5 protein-coding genes and 2 pseudogenes are annotated in these 4691 nt (G+C 57.9%); 1 reads left to right on the top strand and 6 read right to left on the bottom strand.

Features of this window, described 5'->3' with window-relative positions:
- Positions 1–114 precede the first annotated feature (114 nt).
- The 6 genes and pseudogenes from EET67_RS25070 to EET67_RS25045 all read right to left on the bottom strand — a co-directional run.
- Positions 115–489 (bottom strand): annotated as a pseudogene (locus EET67_RS25070) (SDR family NAD(P)-dependent oxidoreductase); the annotation flags it as partial.
- 208 nt (positions 490–697) lie between these two features.
- Positions 698–1222 carry a hypothetical protein gene (locus tag EET67_RS25065; protein ID WP_128628883.1) on the bottom strand — a complete coding sequence of 175 codons (525 nt, stop codon included), beginning with the start codon at positions 1220–1222 and terminating at the stop codon, positions 698–700.
- A gap of 71 nt (positions 1223–1293) precedes the next feature.
- Positions 1294–1425 (bottom strand): annotated as a pseudogene (locus EET67_RS25060) (NAD(P)-binding protein); the annotation flags it as partial.
- A gap of 180 nt (positions 1426–1605) precedes the next feature.
- Positions 1606–2064, bottom strand: a complete 459-nt coding sequence (locus EET67_RS25055; protein WP_128628882.1) for a metallophosphoesterase family protein — start codon at positions 2062–2064, stop codon at positions 1606–1608.
- Between the two features lie 446 nt (positions 2065–2510).
- On the bottom strand, positions 2511–3419 hold the full coding sequence (locus tag EET67_RS25050; RefSeq protein ID WP_128628885.1) for a nucleotidyltransferase and HEPN domain-containing protein: 909 nt from the start codon (positions 3417–3419) through the stop codon (positions 2511–2513).
- 63 nt (positions 3420–3482) lie between these two features.
- The gene (locus EET67_RS25045) at positions 3483–3683 is read right to left on the bottom strand and encodes a helix-turn-helix domain-containing protein (RefSeq protein WP_128628881.1); all 201 of its coding nucleotides are present in this window, start codon (positions 3681–3683) and stop codon (positions 3483–3485) included.
- 155 nt (positions 3684–3838) lie between these two features.
- On the opposite strand from EET67_RS25045, the gene EET67_RS25040 reads away from it, so the two are divergent.
- Positions 3839–4468, top strand: a complete 630-nt coding sequence (locus EET67_RS25040; RefSeq protein ID WP_128628880.1) for a hypothetical protein — start codon at positions 3839–3841, stop codon at positions 4466–4468.
- Positions 4469–4691: the final 223 nt, after the last annotated feature.

The following is a 4691-nucleotide window of genomic DNA, read 5'->3' as shown; positions in this document are numbered from 1 at the left end:
GCCGGCTCAAGCGCTTCAAACGCGTCGCCCTGCGCTGCGAAAAGACCGCACGGAACTTCCGCTCCATCGTAAGCTTCGCCGCCGGACTATGCTTGATCAAATTCGTCCACACGGCCTAGTCTGTTCGGCATCCTTGTCCTCTTCCAGATAGACAACCGCGATATCAGCGCCCTCCCGTGCAAACAGAACAGCTACGGCGCGGCCAATACCAGAATCGCCCCCGGTGATGATTGCCACTTTCCCATCCAGTTTTCCCGAGCCGGCGTAATAGGGCGCGTCATATAACGGGGCTGGCTCGACCTCGGCTTCGTCTCCCGGCTTGCGTTGGTGCTGCTTTGGAAAAGGCGGCTCCGGATAGTGGCGAGCACCCGCCTGCATAGCACCGCCGGTTCCGTTGGCCTTGCCTTCGGACTTGTCCCTGGCGTCGATATGGCTCTGAATGGACCGCTGCTTATCGGCCTCGTCGGAAGTTTGCTTTTCGTGCGTCATATCAGGCTCCGTCCGGGATATGTCATGGTTCGTTGATTGGGCGCCCCCGCCAAGTCTCAAACCAATCATTTTGCCATCACTGATCGAATTTCATTCCAAACAAATGCAAGCCGCCTTTGTTCCGGGGTGGGGGCCTATGCCTGCGCCGCCGACTACCATGCGGCCACGGACAGCTCATATTGGTTGGCGGGGCGGACGTTCAGCAATCTTACCAAGCCTCGGCAATCGTCGATGAGCAGATCAAGACAAGCATTGGCAACGCAATGCGGATCGTGCCTTCGGCCTCGAGATCGAGCAGACCCCCCTCCGCATATCGGCATTCCAGGCGCAAGGTGGGTTCCTCTGGCCTTGCTGGCGACGCATAGATGGAGGACCAGGCCGGCGCGGGTAACGGCTGATCGGCCGAACGAAAATCGTCGCTGATGACGGCGAGCCTTCGTGCTTTGCAGCAATCTTGAAGGATAACTCGCATTTCTCCTCTGCCAGAAAGCAGAAGCGGCCGAACCGGTCGGGACAGTTGGCTGTCAGCCCGCCACCATCCTGGACGATCGATGGCCGGACGGTCATAGGCCTCGCCAGCCGCAAGCTTCGCAATCGCACGCGACGGGGCCGTTGGGCGGGGTGCCCCGCGGCGGACATCGAAGGCGCCGTTTTCGTAATGGCATTCGCGACGCAACAGCATGGAATTCCAATCGACCATGCCAAAGAGCGCCCAGGCTGTGACCGCGCGCAAGTCCATTCCCTGGCAGCGGACGGCACGTGCAGCCTCCCAGCTCTCGATCAGCCATCGCAGCTGTTCGTCGCGCGTGCATAGGCGTTGCCACCGACGTGGTTGCGCCGGTCGATGATCAGCACTCGTTCCTTGCGCTGGGAAGCGATACGCTCTGCTAGCACACTGCCGGCGAACCCGGCCCCAACGATCAGCCAGTCGAACATCGCAACCTATCCTCGCGAGGCGAAGCCACCGCGAACATAAGGTCTAGGCGCGCAGCATGTTTCGGTCCATTCTCGCCCCAGAGAAGCGTATAGCCAAACCGTTCTTCCGTCCTGACCTCGCCGTAGAGATGATGTGTCGATCGGATCGATGGACGGGTCATGCTCTCGGTATCGCACCAGCTATTCAAGGTGGTGGATCTTCGGAAGCAGGATGCCGTCCAGAACTTCCACCAGGGCCAAAGTCACTGGCAACCGGAAGCGGCGTGGCCCGGCGCTGCCTGGATTCAGGTAGATGACGCCGTCGGTTGTCTCGATGCTTGGACGATGCGAGTGGCCGAAGATGACCATGTCGGTACCTTCCTCGCTTGGGCAGATTGTGAGCCCCTTTTGATCATGGATGACGAAGATGCTGCGACCGAACAATTCCAGACGCAGGGTTTCAGGATATCTCAACGTCCATGAATTGACATCGATATTCCCGCGGATCGCCGCAACGGGCGCTATGGCTTCAAGCCGCCTGACAATTTCGGGCTTTCCGATATCACCGGCATGGATGATGTGGTCGACACCATCCAACAGTTTGATCGCTTCGTCACGCAGAAGACCATGGGTATCAGAGATGACACCGATGATGGGCATAGCTCTATCGCGTTAGCATTTCGCGCGCAGCTGGGTGAGATTTCTAGATGAGAGTCTGCGCTCGGGCACTATACTGCAAATTACCGCCTGCATGCCGGGGCTCATAGTACGAACGCCCGGTCCTCGCGTGGTGAGTCGACGGAACTTCCCGAAGGCAGCCGTTGACCGCCTCAAATCCGATCGATGGCCAACGGATCGACGACGATCCGCGCAAACTGGATCTTGAATTCACTATCTCCCTCAATTCGTTGGTGGTGACCTCAACGATGCTTCCGTTCGCCCAGGGGCCTCCAAAGTAACCGTCGACGTGTTTCTGCCCGTAAAGGAAGCCATGTTATCGTGGTGCTTTGACCTTCATCAACAATGCGGCCGCCTCTCGGCTCCCCATGCGACGTTCCATGCTCAGCTTAGGTATGTCGGCTTCTGGAGACATAATGCGAAGGTTATTAACTGGCCGCCTGCTGCAGTTTGGCGAGATGTTCCTGACAAATCTGTTCGACCAGGTTGTGCAATTCGGCCGTGCGGTCGCTCAGCCAGGCAAGCGCTTCCACGCTGATGTCGTAGTGCTTGGAATAGCGCGCCTTCACATAGGCCTCGTTCAGCGTGTTGAACCAGGCAACATAGCGACGCTGATCGCGTGGCCAGATCTCCGTCAGACGCCGGTCCTGATCTTCGGCAAGGGCGCGAAGGAACTGCAGGTTGTGTGAAGGTGGACTGTAGTTGGTAAGCGTGAGGAGGACCGTCGAGTAAAGGCTTTCTAGCGACTGATGGAGCAAAAAGGCAGAACGTTTGATCCAACCATGTTCGGAAGCAAATTCGGACGTGGCTTGAAACTCTAGGGCTGCAGGGAGCCGTTCGAGAAAATACTCCTGAGCTATGCTGTAGGCTTGTTTCGCGGTGAGCAGTTTCGGCTCCGCCAGCGGCTCATCGTCGAGCTCGTAGAGAACAATGCCCTCGCGCCGGATGTCTGAATAGAAATACTGGCCCTCGCGTAGTGCCATGTTCACCTCCCTTCGCGAATGGACGATAAAGCTCGTCGGTGTCTTCACGCCCCGGTCCCGCAAGAGACGTTCCCTGGCCGTCGACCAATAGGCGGCGAAGTCGGTGAGCTTGCGATTGTTGACGACGATCAGCAGATCATAGTCCGATCGATAGCCCTTCATCGTGTGCGGTTCGTCGACCCAGTCCCCGCGGGCATAGGAACCAAACAGGATGATCTTGAGGATGCGGCCCTTCTTCTTGAAGTAGGCACTGCCACCGCACAGGGCATCCTCGAATTCCTCCAAGAGTATTTCGACCACCCGGGCCAGTTCCCGCTGCTTCTTGTCCGGCAGGTGGGCAAGGCTCGATCTCATCAAGCTGGAATGCTCATGCATCTGTATTATTCCATCCCAGGCGCGCTCGACGGCAGCTGTGCCTTACTTTTTCATCCTGACGCCAGGCCCACCCCCGTTGCCAGGGATGAATTCGACGCCGCCTTCTTCTAAAGCCTGACGTAGTGCTTCAAGAGTGGCAGCTCTGAGTTCCTCGCCCTTTTCGAAGCGTGTTATCGTTTGTGTGGATACCCGCGCTTTTTGGGCCAGATCGCGCACGCCCCAACCAAGACCTACCCGGGCCATTCTACATTGAACTGGAGTCATATCACAACACTGTAGTGATTTCTATTGTGTATTGCTGCGTTAGAGGGTAGGTTAGAAAAACCTTAGCGACCGAACGACATGCGGGAACATATCGTCCGGCCTGGCCACAACCAAGCTGTTGAGGAGCTCGGATCATGGTTGATGCCGACCATAGCATGAGTCTGCCTGTCGTCATCCGGCGACAGCTCTTGAGCGCAGCCGCAGGGCAGGGCAGCGGCAAGAGGCAAGCCAATACAGATGATGTTGTCTCGGAGTGGCGGGTATGGCGAAAGGCCCATGCGCGCACATTGCACATGTGCCGGCGTCAGCAGCGGCTGGAACGCAGATTGCTGGAGACGATCGGCTTTCCCCAGGTGGTGTTGCACTCCAGGACAGGGCAGGGGACCATGACTGCCTTCTCGGCAGCGGAGATCGAAGCCTTCTTCGATGATAACTCTCCCTCGTGCCAACGGGCCAAAGCCGCGCTTGCCGCCCATCAGGCCCGATGGGAGGCTGCAATTGTCAAGAGCGGCTATTCGGCCGCGCTGCAGGATGAAGCCTCAGCCGCAGAACACGAACAGGTGCTGGCAGCTCGCCTGTATGCCCAGCCAGCTTCATCCCTAGCCGGCATACTGGCAAAGCTCGATATCCTGCTGAGGCAGGGCCCATTCGGCTTCACCGACGATGAATTCCCGTGCCCGCAGCTAAGGGCAGTGACCTTCGATGTCGCCAGGCTGTCTGGCAGGTGTGATTTTCATGGAATGAGGACCTTGTTTGAGGGGTGACTTTCGTCGAAACGGTCTTTTGTGCGAAGATAAGGGGCCCCGATTAGGCTCTGACTCACTTTCGCTGCATGTGAAGGCTGATGTCGCGCAATTTTCGAGAGGGAATCAGCGCGATGGAACGGAGATTCGGGTCGACGAGACTGGTGCCGGCAGGTTTCGTCGTCGAGCATGCGGAGATGAGCACGGATTGCGTATTTCTTGACGTGCGAGCCGCGGCGATTTC

The organism is Borborobacter arsenicus (assembly GCF_003934165.1).
In the GTDB taxonomy this organism is placed as follows: Bacteria; Pseudomonadota; Alphaproteobacteria; order Rhizobiales; family Rhizobiaceae; genus Pseudaminobacter; species Pseudaminobacter arsenicus.
This window is presented reverse-complemented; position numbering and strand designations above follow the sequence as displayed.

Excerpts from the sequence above, each read along its gene's own strand:
- EET67_RS25045 (WP_128628881.1), bottom strand. The coding sequence starts at position 3,683 with ATGGCCCGGGTAGGTCTTGGTTGGGGCGTGCGCGATCTGGCCCAAAAA.
- EET67_RS25050 (WP_128628885.1), bottom strand. The coding sequence starts at position 3,419 with ATGAGATCGAGCCTTGCCCACCTGCCGGACAAGAAGCAGCGGGAACTG.
- EET67_RS25055 (WP_128628882.1), bottom strand. The coding sequence starts at position 2,064 with ATGCCCATCATCGGTGTCATCTCTGATACCCATGGTCTTCTGCGTGAC.
- EET67_RS25040 (WP_128628880.1), top strand. The coding sequence starts at position 3,839 with ATGGTTGATGCCGACCATAGCATGAGTCTGCCTGTCGTCATCCGGCGA.